This window comes from Lysobacter antibioticus, from assembly GCF_001442535.1.
In the GTDB taxonomy this organism is placed as follows: domain Bacteria; phylum Pseudomonadota; class Gammaproteobacteria; order Xanthomonadales; family Xanthomonadaceae; genus Lysobacter; species Lysobacter antibioticus.
The window spans coordinates 3,605,127-3,620,101 of sequence record NZ_CP013141.1; the positions used below are offsets into that span (position 1 = coordinate 3,605,127).

The 14,975-nt window shown below is 66.7% G+C and carries 12 protein-coding genes; 4 read left to right on the forward strand and 8 right to left on the reverse strand.

Annotated features, from left to right (window positions below; all coding sequences use genetic code 11):
• Nucleotides 1–85 precede the first annotated feature (85 nt).
• The gene (locus GLA29479_RS14555; protein WP_057972025.1) at nt 86–607 is read left to right on the forward strand and encodes a nuclear transport factor 2 family protein; all 522 of its coding nucleotides are present in this window, start codon (nt 86–88) and stop codon (nt 605–607) included.
• Nucleotides 608–822: 215 nt separating this feature from the next.
• Here the strand turns inward: GLA29479_RS14555 and GLA29479_RS14560 are convergent, their stop codons facing one another.
• The 8 genes from GLA29479_RS14560 to GLA29479_RS14605 form a co-directional block, all read right to left on the reverse strand.
• On the reverse strand, nt 823–1,632 hold the full coding sequence (locus GLA29479_RS14560; protein ID WP_057972026.1) for an alpha/beta fold hydrolase: 810 nt from the start codon (nt 1,630–1,632) through the stop codon (nt 823–825).
• Between the two features lie 182 nt (nt 1,633–1,814).
• Nucleotides 1,815–3,170, reverse strand: a complete 1,356-nt coding sequence (locus GLA29479_RS24640; protein WP_144436531.1) for an XVIPCD domain-containing protein — start codon at nt 3,168–3,170, stop codon at nt 1,815–1,817.
• A complete protein-coding gene (locus tag GLA29479_RS14580) occupies nt 3,167–3,790 on the reverse strand; it encodes a hypothetical protein (protein ID WP_144436532.1) in 624 nt (207 codons plus the stop codon). The genes GLA29479_RS24640 and GLA29479_RS14580 overlap by 4 nt, the downstream gene beginning before the upstream one ends.
• A 657-nt stretch (nt 3,791–4,447) precedes the next feature.
• Nucleotides 4,448–5,098, reverse strand: coding sequence for a response regulator (locus tag GLA29479_RS14585; RefSeq protein ID WP_057916175.1), 651 nt, complete (start codon nt 5,096–5,098; stop codon nt 4,448–4,450).
• Nucleotides 5,099–5,136: 38 nt separating this feature from the next.
• On the reverse strand, nt 5,137–5,883 hold the full coding sequence (locus GLA29479_RS14590) for a sensor histidine kinase (protein ID WP_057972031.1): 747 nt from the start codon (nt 5,881–5,883) through the stop codon (nt 5,137–5,139).
• The gene (locus tag GLA29479_RS14595) at nt 5,880–9,203 is read right to left on the reverse strand and encodes a serine/threonine-protein kinase (RefSeq protein ID WP_057972032.1); all 3,324 of its coding nucleotides are present in this window, start codon (nt 9,201–9,203) and stop codon (nt 5,880–5,882) included. Before GLA29479_RS14595 ends, GLA29479_RS14590 begins: the two co-directional genes overlap by 4 nt.
• Nucleotides 9,200–10,090 (reverse strand): FHA domain-containing protein, encoded by an 891-nt coding sequence (locus GLA29479_RS14600; protein ID WP_057916172.1) that lies wholly within the window; start codon nt 10,088–10,090, stop codon nt 9,200–9,202. Before GLA29479_RS14600 ends, GLA29479_RS14595 begins: the two co-directional genes overlap by 4 nt.
• A 78-nt stretch (nt 10,091–10,168) precedes the next feature.
• A complete protein-coding gene (locus GLA29479_RS14605) occupies nt 10,169–11,008 on the reverse strand; it encodes a DUF6689 family protein (protein WP_057916171.1) in 840 nt (279 codons plus the stop codon).
• Nucleotides 11,009–11,361: 353 nt separating this feature from the next.
• On the opposite strand from GLA29479_RS14605, the gene GLA29479_RS14610 reads away from it, so the two are divergent.
• From GLA29479_RS14610 to GLA29479_RS14620, 3 genes are all read left to right on the forward strand, one after another.
• Nucleotides 11,362–13,848 carry a S8 family peptidase gene (locus GLA29479_RS14610; RefSeq protein WP_057972033.1) on the forward strand — a complete coding sequence of 829 codons (2,487 nt, stop codon included), beginning with the start codon at nt 11,362–11,364 and terminating at the stop codon, nt 13,846–13,848.
• Nucleotides 13,849–14,013: 165 nt separating this feature from the next.
• The gene (locus GLA29479_RS14615) at nt 14,014–14,325 is read left to right on the forward strand and encodes a hypothetical protein (protein WP_057972034.1); all 312 of its coding nucleotides are present in this window, start codon (nt 14,014–14,016) and stop codon (nt 14,323–14,325) included.
• A 356-nt stretch (nt 14,326–14,681) separates the two neighbouring features.
• Nucleotides 14,682–14,969 carry a hypothetical protein gene (locus GLA29479_RS14620; RefSeq protein ID WP_031370629.1) on the forward strand — a complete coding sequence of 96 codons (288 nt, stop codon included), beginning with the start codon at nt 14,682–14,684 and terminating at the stop codon, nt 14,967–14,969.
• Nucleotides 14,970–14,975 lie beyond the last annotated feature (6 nt).

Genomic DNA, 14,975 nt, shown 5'->3' on the forward strand with positions numbered 1-14,975 from the left:
TTGGCTTGCATTCAAACCGAAGCCGCCTCGCGACTCGGCGTAGTTCAGGCGCTGGTACCGCATCCACCACCATCGGGAGTCGAGCATGAAAACCTTGCGATCCTATGTTCTCGCAGCCACTCTCCTGGCCGCAACGAACACGAGTTCCGCCGCCGAAACTGCCGTGCAGTCAGTACCCGATGCCGCGCTGCAGGCGATGCTCGGCAAGTATGCCGAGGCCGCGGAGCTGTTCTATAACGGCAAGCCAGAGGCGGTGAAGGCGCTCTGGTCGCACGCGCAGGACGTAACGTTGTCGGGCGCGGCTGGCGGCGCCACTGCGAAAGGATGGAGCAATGTCAGCTCAAGGCTCGACTGGGCGAGCTCCCAGTTCCTTGGCTCCAACGGCTCCAAGAGCATCGAGCAAATCCAGACGGCCATCAGCGGCGACTTCGCTTATATCGTGCAGTACGAACACATTCGGTATCGCCCTCCCGGACAAGCTGAGGCGGCTAAACGGGATTACCGCGTGACCACCATCTTTCGGCGCGAAACAGAAGGCTGGCGCGTGGTCCACAGACATGCGGACACGCTCTTGACGAGGCAGGACATCCGCCAGGAAGCGCGATAGTGAACGGGCTCATTCGAGTCAAGATTCGCGCCCATCTCGATGACACGAACACCTCGACGCAGGAGACATGCATGCGCATGCATGAGCCGATGCGACTGATCGCTCCATCGCCGTCTGGGGTGTCGATCGCCTGATCGCGCGCGTTCCAGATGCGACGCCCCTCAGACAGCGCATCCCGTCCCACCACGCAATCGCGGAGGGAGATAAACGGCCTGCTACGAAACCGTTCGCTCGTCGCTTGCGTCGAGCCAGTGATCGACGATCTCCAATACCGCCTCCGCCGCTTCGCGATGAGGCACATGACCGCACTCCTGCAGGATGCGGGCGATGGCTGGGCCCTGCGTCAGGTCTGCGATCCGTTGCGGGTGCAGCGGCGAGCCGAATTCGTCGTGTCCACCGTGGATGACCAGGCTCGGGCAGCGAACACGTCCCAGTGTTTCGTCGAGGTTCCAACCCACGAAGCCGGGTGCCAGCCAGGTGTCGATCCAGGCGCTCAGCACCCAGGCCGCTTTATCGCCGTGGTATTTCTGCAGGCGTTCGAGTTGGCCCGGCTCCGCGAACGACTGCTGCGCCGCGCGGATGCCGTGCAGCGTCCGATCTTCCACGAAGGCCTGGGCGGACTCGGTGATCAGGCCCGTGCAATCCTCGATGAAGCTTGCCGCGCAGCCGATGGCCATGCCGCCGCCGACACTGTGACCGAATGCAATGAAGCGCCGGATCTTCAGCTGGTCCCGCAGCGCGCTGAAGGATCCGTGGGCTTCGTCGTGTACGAAGCGTCCATCGAGCTGACCGGGATGGCGGTCGGACCGGCCGAAACCGAGCCGGTCGTAAGCGACTACGCGTCTGCCGGTCGTGCGCGCCAATCGCTCCGGGAAGTCGCGCCAAAGTTCGACGCAGCCGAGCGAGTCGTGGAACAGGACGACGGGGCTGGCTTCCCCCGCATCCGTCGCCGGCCTCCACTCCTTGGCGTATAGCCGCCCCTGGTCGGTGTATATCGAATGCTCGTGGGTGGAAATGGAGGTCATTAGGTCAGTCGATGATGCCGGAACAGTCAGCCCCCGCTCGACCGCGATCATCGACGACAGCGGACAACACGTCGCGGTGAAGCGGGAAGATTACGGCTCGTCCGTGCCGGAACGGGTTCTGGACCAAGTTGGAACAGGCGGCAGTTTAACTTCCGGATGATTTCTGCGGTTGATGCCGCTGATCAGGCCATGCGCGGACCGGGGCTCCGGGCCTGCTCTTGGTTTTGACTCTGACTTTCCGCCAGCCGTTGGCTCTCGATATCGAGCTTCTTCAATGACTCGTCGACAGAAGTTCGTTCGGCACTCGCTACCGAAACTTGAGCGCGCTTGTGCGCAGGGTCGCGCAGATCGCCTTGTACGACGAAATAGGTTTCGCCCGGGTTGGCGCCGACGCTGGGCACCACATGATCGACTCGATCGATGCCGGCTTGCTTCGACGCCACAAGCAGACTGAGCGTAGTCCGTTCGCTGCCTTCGTCGAACGACCTGCCTTGCTGCTGATGGTGGGCGCTTACGCCATCTCGAATCCTCAGATACATCGCATTGTCAGGATGACCATAATCGCGCGGATCACTTACTCGATGTACATCGCCTGGCAAAGGAGGCATGGCTCCTTTCGAGTCCTCGAATGGATTTGACACCTTGTCGGGGAGACCGCGACTGATTTCCCCAACCACTCCTTGCGCCCCGGCCGACAATGCAACTCCGACCGAAACGCCACTGCGCAGTGCCAGCACGTCGCCCCTGTACTTCTCGAACATGGGTCGATGCTGTTCCGCCAATTCCATTGCCCTGACGTCGCTTAGAACGGAATGATCTAATCGCCCGTTGACATCGACGTTTAGAAAATGGTGCATCCGGTGAGAGCCGTTTCCGTAGACGGCAGCCTTCAAAGGATTACGGACATCAAGCCGGTTACCGCTGTCTTCATAGCCGACAGCCCTGAGGATATTTACCTCTACAGGGTCTGCATACATCTTGACTTTGCCGAAGTGTCGGCTGCCGGCACTTACGAAATCGCCAGCCATTACGTGGTTGACTATCTGATTTCCGCCTTCATGAATCCTGTATCCGAGTCCCACTGCACCATAAGGATTGAAGGTCTCTCCGTTCAAATTCAGCTTTGACGCTGTTATCTGAGCGAGACAACCACCCAACGAGTGGCCAGTGACTGTTACCTGTGGAGCAATCCCGCTTCGCTCCCCTTGGACGTTCGCGATATTCATGGCATATCGGGTGAACTCAAGTGCATCGCTCGCCTGTCGATTAACACGGCTTGCGACCATTCCACCGTCAGCCAACAAACCATCCTTGATCGGCTGGTCACCGAACTCGGTACCACGATGCGCAACAACGATTTCCTTGGTATCGAGGCGCTGGTAAATCGTGCCCTGATAGCCCGAATCCTTGTTGACGTGAGCGAGGATCGCATACTCGACCTGCCCGATCTTTGCCCTCCTGCTTTCGGGGTCCTTTAAGTCCGGACTCCGATACGAATCGTCGGCCAGATCGGCGTACTGCTGCGCCGTCATACTCATGGCGGCGTGACTTCGGATGCCATACTTATGCTGAAAAGATCATCCCGGAGACCTTCTTTGAACTCCATCGGATCGCCATATCCGTAGTCCGGATAGTTCTGCAACTTGGCCTCTTTCGGATAGCCACCACGCCAGTAGTAGATTGTCTTTCTCTTCGATTCACGGACCTCTTCGGCACTCAGACTCGCAATGAACCGAGTCTCGCCGTCAGCCCCCGTTGCTTTAAAGATGGCGGTGGCAACAACAGGCTTGAACTTGCAGACACCCTGGCCGAAATAGTCTCCATCGAGCAAGCCGTCAAGGGCAATTTCGCCCTTGTACGAGCCATCAGAAATCTTGGTAAGTACGACCGGCAAGATGATTGAAGTCGGCGTCGTTTGGACTCCCGAGGGTGACTCGGCCGGCGGAAGGCAATCCATGTTCATGATGTCGAACTGCATGGTCGCGTCTACGACCGCGAATGCACCAGGCGCCTTGTCCATAACCACAGCAATCTCACGGCGTTGCTTCGGGTCAGGATTTTTCTTGTACTCGGGCTTCTTGGCGCCGGAGTCACTGGAGCATGCGCTGGCCAGAAGAGCGGCCGCCAGACTTAGAACGAATCGATATGAAGTTGGCATGATCGTTTTCCAGACCGGATGGCGGCCTCATTTCTGTGAGTAAATCAGCCCATTTCAACGAGACGGGCAGCTGACGTTGATGAGCCGGTGTGCGATTGTTCTAGGGATCTCGCAAGGAACTTCTCCTTGTGTCGACTCAATGCATCACGATTGTGGGTCTGGCTTCCGGGCCGTTCTGCAATGTGCTTGGCAGTGTGGCCGATGAAGCATCGGTCGCGTGCGATCGAGCCTAGCAGCAGGCCGCTTGAGGCGGCTATAGGAAAAATCCGATCGGTTGTAGACATCCGCTGCATGCGTGTAGACGAATGGCCACACTGGGGAGACTGGTCGGCGCAGCTTGGGGTGACGAGGCGAGATTGGTGGGGCTGGGTCGCGGCTTACGCCGCTCTTACATTGGGCGGTGCTGAGGTTGCGGCGCGAAATTGAAGGTGCGCGGTCGCGGCTTGCGCCGCTCCTACCTAGGGCGGTGCAGAGGGCTACGGCGCGAAATTGTAGGTGCGTGGTCGCGGCTTGCGCCGCTCCTACCCTGGGCGGTGCCGGGGCTACGGCGCGAAGTTGAAGGTGCGCGGTCGCGGCTTGCGCCGCTCCTACCCGGGTGCATTGAGGCGACGCGACGAGGTCGAAGGCGTGCGGCACGAGGTGTGCCGCGGAGCACGCTCAGTCGAGCAGGCCCTTGCGCAGCGCGTAGCGCACCAGTTCGGCGGTGTTGCGCACGTCGAGTTTGTCGAGCACGCGGGCGCGGTGGTTTTCGGCGGTCTTGGCGCTGATGTCGAGCTTGCGGGCGATCTCTTTGGTGGTCAGGCCTTCGGCGATCAGGTGGAACACTTCGCGTTCGCGCGGGGTCAGGCGGCCGTAAGGGTCTTCGACGGTGCGCTCGGGATGGCGCATCTGTTCGGCCATGGCCTTGGCCGCCTGCGGGCCGAAATAGCTGCGGCCAGCGTGCAGGCTGCGCACGGCTGCGAGCAGTTCCGAAGCGGCGCTGTCTTTGACCAGGTAACCGGAAGCGCCGGCGCGCACCGCTTGCAGTACGTACTCATCTTCCTGGTGCATGGTCAGCACCAGCACGCGGGTGTCGGGCAGGGCTTCGCGCAAACGCCGCACGACTTCGATACCGTTCAGGCGCGGCATCGAAATGTCGGCGACGACGATGTCGGGACGAGTCGCGATGGCCTGGGTAACCGTCTCCAGGCCGTCGGACGCCTGGGCCACGACTTCGATCGCACCGTCGGCCTGCAACAGGCTGACGAGACTCTCGCGTACGAGAGTGTGGTCGTCTGCGATCAGAACGCGGATAGTAAAACTCGCCATGCGGGCAAAGTGCGCGCCGGCTTCGCCGCCGTCAAGCCTCAGGCGTCGGCGACGGGCGGCAACGGCAGCACGGCGCGCAAGCGCGTGCCTTCGCCCGGCACGGAATGGATTTCGAGTTTTCCGTCGTACAGGCGCAAACGCTCGCGCATGCCGCCGAGGCCGCAACCGCCGGACGCGGCAACCGCGTCGGGGTCGTAACCGCAACCGTCGTCGACGACTTGCAATTGCAGCAAGCCGCCGCGCGCGACGAGGCGCAAAAGCACACTTCGTGCCTGCGCATGTTTGGCGGCGTTATTGATCGCTTCCTGGGCGACGCGGAACAGCAGCGTCTGCAGATCGCCGTCGAGTGCGGGCAGCGCTTCGATCTCGATCGCCACGTCCATGCCGCTGGCTTCGCTCTGGCTGCGCGCCAACCAACGCAGCGCCGGCTCCAGGCCGAGGTCGTCGAGGATCGGCGGGCGCAGCAGGCGCGAGAGTTCGCGAGTGTCTTCAAGCGTGTCGGCGCACAGCGCGATCGCCGCCTCCAGGCGCGTACGTTGCTCCTCCGAGAGCCCGTCTGCGAGTTGAACCAGGCGGTGCTTGAGCGCGGTCAGGTTCTGGCCGATGCCGTCGTGCAGTTCGCGCGCGAGGCGGCGGCGCTCGTCTTCCTGCACCCGCCACACCGAGCGGCCGAGCCGACGGAACTCGCGTTCGTTGGCTTCCAGGCGTTGCAGCAGGCTGCGGTATTGATCGCGGATGCGATCCAGCGACAGTTCCTGTTCGGTGGGGGGAGCGGACCGGCTCATTGCGCCTCCTTGGCTGGCACGGGCTCGACGCGGTCGAAGCCGGCGCGCAGGGCTTGCGGCAATCCGTCGCGCAAGGTCTTCAATGCCGCATCGGCCTTGTTGCGTGCGCTGCGTTCGCCGGCGACGTCGCCGGCCGCCGCATAGGCGCTTGCGCCGAGCCGATGCAGCGCAACGGCACGATGAAAATCTCCGTCGCGCAAGCGCTGCACGGCCTCGCGGTAGTGACCCAGGGCCACGGTGGGATCGCGTGCGGCCAGGGCCTGCCGCATCGCCAGTTCCAGCCAGGCCAACCGCAGGCCGGCGTGGCCGAGGCTGGCGGTGGCACGGCCGAGCGAGGGATCGGCGCGTTCATTGCGGGCCTGTTCCAGTGCGATCTGCAGTTGCAACTGGCGCACGCCGGAGGCCTCGGCGAGTTGCCGGGCCTGACGCAAGGCGGGGCCGGCCTGGGCCGCGCGTTGCTCGCGTGCCGCCAACTGCGCTTGCAGCAGATAAGCGATCGCGCGTTGTTCGCTGGACGCTTGTGCGAGCGGTTTGTCTTGCCCGTCGAGCAAACGCCGCGCCTCGGTCACGGCCTGCGCTTCCAACAGGGCTTGGACGCGCAGCAGGTCGACATCGACCTGGCCGCGCGCGTCTTCGCGCTGCCGGAACAACTCGCCGGCTTTGCGCGCCTGGTCGATCGCCGCAGCGTAATGGCCTTGCAGCAGTTCCAACTCGGCGAGGTTGCGGCGGCTCACCGCGACCTCTTCCAACATCTGCTGCTGTTCGGCGGCGTTCAAGGAATGCTGCAGCAGGCGGCGCGCCTCGTCCCACTGACCGCGCGCCGTCGCGAGCAGGCCGAGGTTCTGTTCGGTGCGGATGCGCCCGGTCTGTTCGCCGAGCGCGGCATAGGCCTCTGCCGCCTGCTGCCAGTACACCTGGGCGTCGTCGTAGGCGCCGAGCTGATAGTCGGCGAAGCCGATGTTGTTGAGCGCCTGGGCGGTGCCGTGCGGGTCGTCTACCTGGCGCCAGGCCTGCAAGGCGCGACGGAACGCGTCGAGCGCGCCGGGGTAGTCGCCGCGCTCCTCGGCCAGCAGGCCGAGTTCGTTCTCGACCGCGGCCAGGCCGGCACGATCGTCCAACTCGACATGCAGCGCACGCGCCTGCGCCAACGCGGCAGCGGCCTCGTCGAACTTGCCGGTGGTGGCGAGCACGTTGGCGAGATTGCGCAAGCTGGTCGCCACGCCGCGGCGGTTGCCGAGCGCACGCCGCAGTTCCACCGCCTTGCGGTACTGCTCGGCGGCATCGGCCGATTGGCCGAGACGGCCGTAGCCGACGCCGAGCGCGTTGACCGTTTCCGCTTCGCCGCCGAGGTTGCGGCTGCGCTTGAACAAGACCAGGGCGCGCACCAGGTAGTCGTCGACCGCGCGCCGCGCCTGCCCTTGCAGGATCGAGAACTTGCCGAGTTCGAACCACACCCGCGGGTCGTCGCCGTCGCGCTCGGCCAGACGCAGCAAGGCGGCCACCGCGGCCTTGAAGTCGCCGCCGGCACCGAGGCCGCGGGCGAGGTTGAGTTCGGCGTAGGTGTCGTCCGGGGTCTTGGCCAGCCACTCGCGCCAAGCCGCGACGGCCTTGGGCGGGTCGCCTTGCAGCAGGGCATGTTCGGCATCGAGCCGGCGCCGCAGGCGTTCGCCGATGCCGGCCACGGCCTGGCCGCGTTCGACCGCTTCGAAGGCGGCGTCCTGCTCGCCGATGGCGAGAGCGGCTTCGCCCTGGGCGAGCCAGGCTATGGCGTAGTCGGGTGCGGCGGCGGTGGCGAGGCCGAACTGGCTCAGCGCATCGCTCAATCGGCCTTGGCGACGCGCCAGCAGGCCGGCGCCATAGGCATCGAGCGCCTTGCCGGCATCGGGCAAGGCCAGGGCGATCGCCGACGGCAAGGCCAGCGCGCGCACGGTGTCCGGCGTCGCCGTCCAGGCCTGCAAGGCCGCGCTCGGGTCGGCGGCGAGCGGCCCGGCGAGGGTCTGCGCCGGGGCACCGGCGACACGCAGTTCGGCGTCGATGCGCCAGCGCCCGTCGCGCTCGATCAAGCGCGGCTGCAACACGCGCCGCGCCGCCGCGAGCCGGCTCAGGGCGGCGGTATCGGGTACCGCGTTGCCGGTCGGGTCGAGTTGCCGCAGTGCCTGCACGGTGCGCTCTTCGTCGACCACGGCGACACCGGGCGATGCCGCGAGCGCATCGCGCAAATGCGCGCCCAAACCGAGCAGACGCGGCGCCAGCGCATCGTCGCCGGCATAGCGGATCGGCAAGACCAGCAAACGGTCCAGGGGCGCCGAGGCCACCTGCACCGGCGCGCTGTCGCGCTGCCACCACCAGGCGCCGGCACCGGCGAGCAAGGCCAGCGCAGCGGCCGCGGCCAGCCAGAGGGCGCGCGGGGAACGACCGCCTTCGCGATAGCCGTCGCGAGGCACCTCTTTGGCGTCGAGCGCGGCGATCACCGCGGCCGCGTCCTTGAAGCGGTGCGCCGGTTGCGGCCGCAGCAGTTTGTCGACCAGGCGCGCGATCCAGGCCGGCAGTTCGGCGCGCTGTACGGTCACCGGCGGCGGCGTGCGCAGCATGCGTTGCGCCAGCACCTCGCTAACGGTGCCGCCGGCGAACGGCAGCTTGCCGGTCAGCATTTCGTACAGGATCAGGCCGAGCGCATACAGATCGCTGCGCGCATCGAGCGCTTCGCCGCGCGCCTGCTCCGGCGACAGATAATCCGGCGTGCCGATCACCGCGCCGGACTGGGTCAGGCCGCTGCTCGCGAGCGAGCGCGCCACGCCGAAATCGCTGATGTAGGCATTGCCCTGCGCATCGAGCAGCACGTTGGCCGGCTTGAGGTCGCGATGCACCACGCCCTTGGCGTGCGCGGCGGCGAGGCCTTCGGCGAGCTGACGGGCGATGCGCAGAGCGCTGTCGACGGCGAACGGCCCGTCGCGATCGAGCCGGCGGTCGAGCGATTCGCCGTCGACGAAATCCATGCTGATCAACCAACGGCCTTCGTGCTGCGCCAGGTCGTGGATGCGCACGACGTGGGCGCTGGACACTTGCCGCGCCAGCAACAGTTCCTGGCGGAAGCGCTCGAACGCATCCGGGCGGTGCATCAGTTCCGGACGCAGCAGTTTCAGCGCGACCTGGATGTCCAGGGCCAGGTCGGTGGCGCGATAGACCACGCCCATGCCGCCGACCCCGAGCATCGATTCGATGCGGAAGCGCCCGGCCAGCACGCTGCCCGGCGCCAGATCGGCGTGCTGATAGAGACCGGTGGCGGTCGCGTCGTGCCCGGTACCGCCCGAAGCGCTCATCCCGCCTCCCCGAACTGGGCGGCGACGATGCGCTCCCACTGCGGCGCAGCCGGCTGGGCATCGAGCCATTCGCTGGTGCGGCGCACGGCGATCCATACCGCCGCGCCTTCGGCGAAGGCCTCGAGCAACTCCAGGTCGAGGGTGGTGATCGCCGGCCCCGGGCGCACGCGATCGGCGTACAGCACACCAAGCGTTTGTTCGCCGTCGAGCAGCGGCAGGCATACCAGGGTGTTGATTCCGGCCGCGACCACCGAGGCGCGCGTCGCCAACCAGGCTTCGCTGCGGACGTCGTTGGCGACCACCGCGCGGCGCTGTTGCAAGGCTTTGCGCACCGCGCCGACGCTGCCGGAGAACTCGCGCGCACCGAGCCGACCCGGGTCGAGCGCCAGACTGCTGTGCACCTTATAACCGTCGCCGTCGCCGGCTTCGAACAAGACGAAACCGCGCTCGCATTGGGCCAGGTCCAACACCGCGCGCAGACTGCCGTCGAGCAGGTCGTCGAGCCGGGTCAGGCCTTGCAGCCGCATCGTATGCGCGGTGGCCGCGGCGCGCCGCAACGACTGGCCCTGTTCGCCGGCGGCGATCTCGGCGGCGCCGAGCGGCGCGAACTCGCAATGGACGTCGCCGAAGCGCAGCCAATACGGCTCGGTCATGACCAGCTCGTCGACCGCGAGACCGTCGGCGAAGCTGCCGTTCTTGCTGCCGAGGTCGCGCAGGCGCCAGCCGTCGGCTTCGCCGCGCAGCTCGGCGTGCCGGCGCGAGATCGAAGGGTGCGCGATGACCAGGTCGCAATCGGGCGCACGGCCGATGCTCAACGCATCGCCCGGTCGCAATGACCGGACGACCGCAGCGTGATCTGGCGGATAGGCGATCAGGCGCGCCTGCATCGGCTCATCTTAGCGTCGCCGATGCAGGAAAGGCAGGCGCGACGGCGCAAAGCGCAAGCCGCCGATGACGCGGTGTGCTTATTGGCCGAAGTCGCGCAGGTAGGCGACGCTGAACTTCAGCGTCGCGGCCCCCGCGATCAGTTCGCCGGCGTGGTTGTCGAGGTCGCGGGCGGCGCGCCACTGATCGGCGAGCGGACTGCCGGCGCGCGCGACGGCGCGGGCACGGAACGCATCCAGCGCCGCGATCGCATCGGCGTACTCGGCCGCGGCAACGGCGGTGGCGACGGTGTCCAGCCAGGCATCGAACGCCGCCTGCTCGGCCACGGGCAATTGATCGACGCGGGCGCGCAGCCAGGAAATCTTCTGGGCGATCACGCTGCCGGTGGCGCGCAGGTCCGACAGCACCAGGAACTGCGAGAAACCGCCGGTGGTGCCGCGCGCGCGCACGCTGCCCGGGGCGATTTCATCGGAGATGTCGCGGAAGTTGCCGCCCAGCGAGGCCTTGAACAGGCGGTAGGAACTGCCCGCGCTGTAGCTCAGCGCGTGGGTGTGCACTTCGACGCGCACGCCGCGACGAAAGCTGAGCCCGCCGAGCGCCGGCGGCTCGATGGTGATCAGCAGCGGAAAGGCGGGATCGAGCGGAGTCAGGCCGAGGCTAGGCAGGCGCGCGAGCAGGGCGCTGTCGGTAAGGCTGACCAGCTGGGCGCTGACCCCCAGGCTGGACGCCTGCAGGCCGCTGGCGTCGTCGAAGGTCAGGGTGAGATCGGCGACCGGCTGCGCGGGATCGCCGACCACGATCGTGGCGGTGTTGCCGGAAGCGTTGACGGTGACCGGCAGTGATTGCGCCGATGCGACGGCGCTGGACACGAACAGGGCGGCGGCTGCCAGCAGCCTCGACGCCAACGCCAACTTCCCCATCGCTTACTCCGGCGTACGACCACGCGGAGAGGCAGGCTAAACCGAAATGTGACGTGTGTCTCTAGGGGATTTCCCTCAGCGCCCTCTCGGGGAAGCTGACTGGGGGTTTTCCGGGCTTGCCGCTGAAGGAACTCCCGGATGCCCCGACCGCCGCGGCCGGTTCATGTTCGGCCGACACGGTCACCGACTCTCGGATGGAAGGGCGGCAGGCACGGCGGCACCCGCCGCGCCCGCCGTCGCCTGAGGGTTTCTCCCCAGCCGGGTTAGGGGGAAGTCCCGATGCGATCGCCCCGGGCGGCTGCGAATACTCCGGACACGCCTCACGTCCTGGGCGTTTCCGGAGCCATTCGACCATGTCATCGCGAATTCCCCGTAAGACCTTCCGCGTCTGCGCCATCGCCGCCGGCGTACTCGCCAGCGGCGTCGCCCTGGCCGACGCCCACCTCGATCCGCAGTTGCTCAAGCGCATGGCCGCCGTCGCCGGCACCGAGCCGCTGCAGGTGGTGGTCAGCTACAAGCAGTCGAGCCCGGTGACTTCGGCCCAGGTCGCGGCGCTGCGTGCGCTCGGCATCGACCAGGGCGTGACCATGCGGACCCTGCCGATCGCCGGCGCGCTGGCGACGCCGGCGGAGATCCGCGCCCTGGCCCAGCGCGACGACGTCGCCTCGATCTACTGGAATGCGCCGCTGCGCTACTTCAACAAGGAAGCGCGCGAGATCACCGGCGCGGCACGCGCCGTCAACAACCCCGGCGACTACGTACGCGCGGTGCCGTTCAGCGGCGCCGGCATCACCGTGGTGGTCAACGATTCCGGCATCGACGCCAGCCACGACGACCTCAAGTTCCGCGAGCACGTGGTCGAGAACACCCTCGGCACCACCAACCTCAACTCGCTCGACTCGATGCTGCCGATCTCCTACACCGAGGGGGTGATCAACACCGACCTCGGCTCCGGCCACGGCACCCATTGCGCCGGCACCATCGGCGGCAACGGCGCCCGCTCCAACGGCCTGTACCGCGGCGTGGCGCCGGGCGCGGACCTGGTCGGTTACGGCTCGGGCGCGGTGTTGCTGATCCTCGATGCAGTCGGCGGCCTCGACTACGCCGCCACCAAGCAGTTCAGCTTCGATCATCCGATCCGCGTGACCAGCAACTCCTGGGGCAGCAGCGGCAAGTTCAATCCGCTCAACCCGGTCAACGTTTCGACCTACGAGTTGTACAAGCGCGGCATCGTCAGCGTGTTCGCCGCCGGCAACGACGGCCCCGGCGAAGACACCCACAACCCCTACGCACAGGCACCGTGGGTGATCTCGGTCGGCGCCGGCGAGAAGGACGGCGTGCTGACCGGCTTCTCCTCGCGCGGCAAGCGCGGCGAAAGCGGCAGCTTCACCATGCCCGACGGCCGCCAGTGGACCTACTTCAACCAGCCCACCATCGTCGCGCCGGGCGTCGACATCGTGTCGACACGCGCCCTCACCGGCGCCTTGCCGGCGACCGAAGCGCAGCACGACGCCGAAACCCTGGCGCCGGCCTATCTGGCCTTTTACACCCACATGAGCGGCACCTCGATGGCGACGCCGCACGTCGCCGGCATCGTGGCGCTGATGCTGGAAGCCAATCCCAACCTGACCCCGGCGCAGATCAAGGACATCCTCGAACGCACCTCGACCAACATGACCGGGCGCCTGGCCTGGGAGGCCGGCGCCGGCCACGTCAACGCCTACACCGCGGTCGCCGAGGCCGCCGCGCTGCGCTACGGCTTCGGCGCCACGGTCAACCCGCTGCGCGCGTTCAACGCCAACGCGATCCTGTCCGGCGGCGTGCCCAACCTGCCGTTCTCGGTCGACTTCGCCCCGGTCGGCACGGTCGAGGAACAAAGCTTCACCGTCGCCAGCGACATCGCCTGGGTCGCGGCCCGCGCCACCATCGGCGAGAACACGCTGGCGGTGGTGCTGACCGATCCGGACGGCATCAAGTACGGCTCCTCGATCGCCCTGCCGGTGCTCGGCGACACCGTCACCACCGGCGCGCCCGGCAAGCCCGGTGTGTGGAAGGTCAGCGTGCGCGGCATCGGCTCGGTATCCGGCACCAACCTCGACCCGGCCAAGGTCACCAACGGCTACGGCCTGCCCGGCACGGTCAATGGCGAGATCAGCTTCCTCAAGAGCGGCGGCTACACCGGCATGGACGATGTCGCCACGCACGCGGCGCGCTCGGCGATCGAATTCGCCGTAGCCCATCGCCTCGTCGACGGCTACTCGGACCAGCAGTTCCGCCCCGATGCGACGCTCAAGCGCAGCGAACTGGCGCAGTACCTGTTGATGGGCCAGAGCGTGCGCCAGTACCTGCCGTTCAACGGCCGCTCCAGCTTCAGCGACCTCTCGCCCGGCGACGCGCGTTACGCCTACGCCGAATCCGCGGTCGCCAACGGCGGCGCACTGCGCGACTTGAGCCAGTCGCAGGACGGCGTGATGGGCACGCTCAACGGCTCGTTCCGCCCGAACGACAGCGTCAGCCGGGTCAGCCTGGCCTATTCGCTGGTACAGAGCCTGGCCCTGCAGAGCGAAGCACGCGCCTTCAACGGCCAGCTGACCGCGTTCTACGACGGCAAGCGCATCGCCATCGACGATGCGGCGTCGATCCCGGCCAGCCTGCGCGGCTACGTGCAGCTCGCCCTCGACCGCGGCCTGATCAACGCGCGTTTCGCCGTCACCCAGGGCCCGTTCGACCTGCAGCCGACCCTGCACGCTTACTTCGACCCCGGCAAGACGGTGAGCCGCGCCGCCTTCGCCGTCGCCGCGGGCCGTTACCTGGTCGCCTATCAGAGCGCCGAGGACTGAGCTGCGAGGCAGGCAAGGAGACCTAACGAGCGGCCCGGGAAACCGGGCCGCTCTGTTGTCGGCCGCGTCCGCCATTACGACTGCAACGCGGCGCGCGATGCGACCGCGATAGCCATTGCGGCACGGGCAGATCGCGCTGTTCGCGGTTGCGCCTACAATCGGCGGATGGATCATCAACTCATCATCAAGTTCTGGCGCAAATCCCTGGCCGACGAGGCCTTCCTGGCGACGATCGAGGCCGAGCTGAAGGCGGCGCTGGGCGATACGGTCGAACTGGAGGGTTACGACGTCAGCGCGAAAGAGATCAATCTGTTCATGCTGACCGCCGACCCGCGCCATAGCTTCCGCCGCGCCAAGGACGTGCTGGAACGCCTGGGTTTGTTGCAGGGCATGTCGGCCGCGCATCGCCTGGTCGGCGGCGCGCGCTTCACTTCGCTGTGGCCGCTGCGCGCGATGCGCAAGTTCACCCTGCCCTAGCGCTTTGCCGCGAGATGACGTGCGCACTCACTGCACGGTTGCGTCCTCGCGCATCCGGCCGTCCCGCTTGCATCGATACGGCATGCAGGCACGCCTGCTCAGTACGCCGTTCGTCTGCGACTGCCGACGTGCGCAGCCGGCTGTGACCGCGATCGTGGTTTAGGCACTCGCCGGCTCGCCGACACTGTTGATCCCCCGACCGCCTCGATATCCGCGGCCGCATCGCCGCACCGGCGATTTGTCGTAAGGCATGAGCCCGGCTACGATGCCGCGGGATCGTCGGCCTTGGGGAAGGCCGGCCCGACTGCCCGGCCTTGCCCCGCAGTCCCACTCTCTGGGTAGCACGCATCGACATCATGGCGACGCGCTTCATCATCGAAGACACCGATCACGCGCAATCGCTGAGCCAACACGGCTCGCTGGCCGAGGCGTGGGTGGAGTTGCGGCGTTTGTCGGGCATTCCCTGGGACCAGGCGCCGAACATCGCACCGTGCACGGGCTGGCGCACCTGCGGCCGTTCCTACGAGATCATCGAATTCGACACCTCGCTGGACCCGTGGCGCGAAGTGCAGCGCGTGTCCGGCTTCGGCATACGCGCGCTCGGCGTGGTGTGGGCGCCGGATGCGCAGCGCGACGAGCCCTGAGCCGCT